Origin of the sequence: Shewanella sp. S1-49-MNA-CIBAN-0167 (assembly GCF_040310145.1) — a bacterium.
Lineage (GTDB): Bacteria > Pseudomonadota > Gammaproteobacteria > Enterobacterales > Shewanellaceae > Shewanella > Shewanella psychromarinicola.
On sequence record NZ_JBEOPO010000497.1, the window covers coordinates 1 to 236 of the forward strand.

At 40.7% G+C, this 236-nt stretch carries 1 protein-coding gene; it reads right to left on the reverse strand.

Annotation, left to right across the window (positions count from 1 at the left end):
- The coding region (locus AAEZ00_RS22150; RefSeq protein WP_351090195.1) for a DsbA family protein at nt 1–236 on the reverse strand (236 nt) is incomplete at both ends.

Consider the following 236-nt stretch of genomic DNA (forward strand, 5'->3'; position numbering starts at 1 on the left):
GATTTAATCGAGCTGGTTTCGACGCGATATTTGCCGTTAAATACTAATGTTGGTACACCAGAAATTTTAGCATTTTCAGTATCACGCTTCATTTTCGACATCTGTGCGTTAACCATAAATGAACTTGCTGCTGCATCGTAAGCTTTACCATCTACGCCATTAGCGATAAATACTGCTTTGATATCGTCTGCGCGAGTAAATTGCTGACGCTTGTCGTGGATAGCGCTAAATAAAGC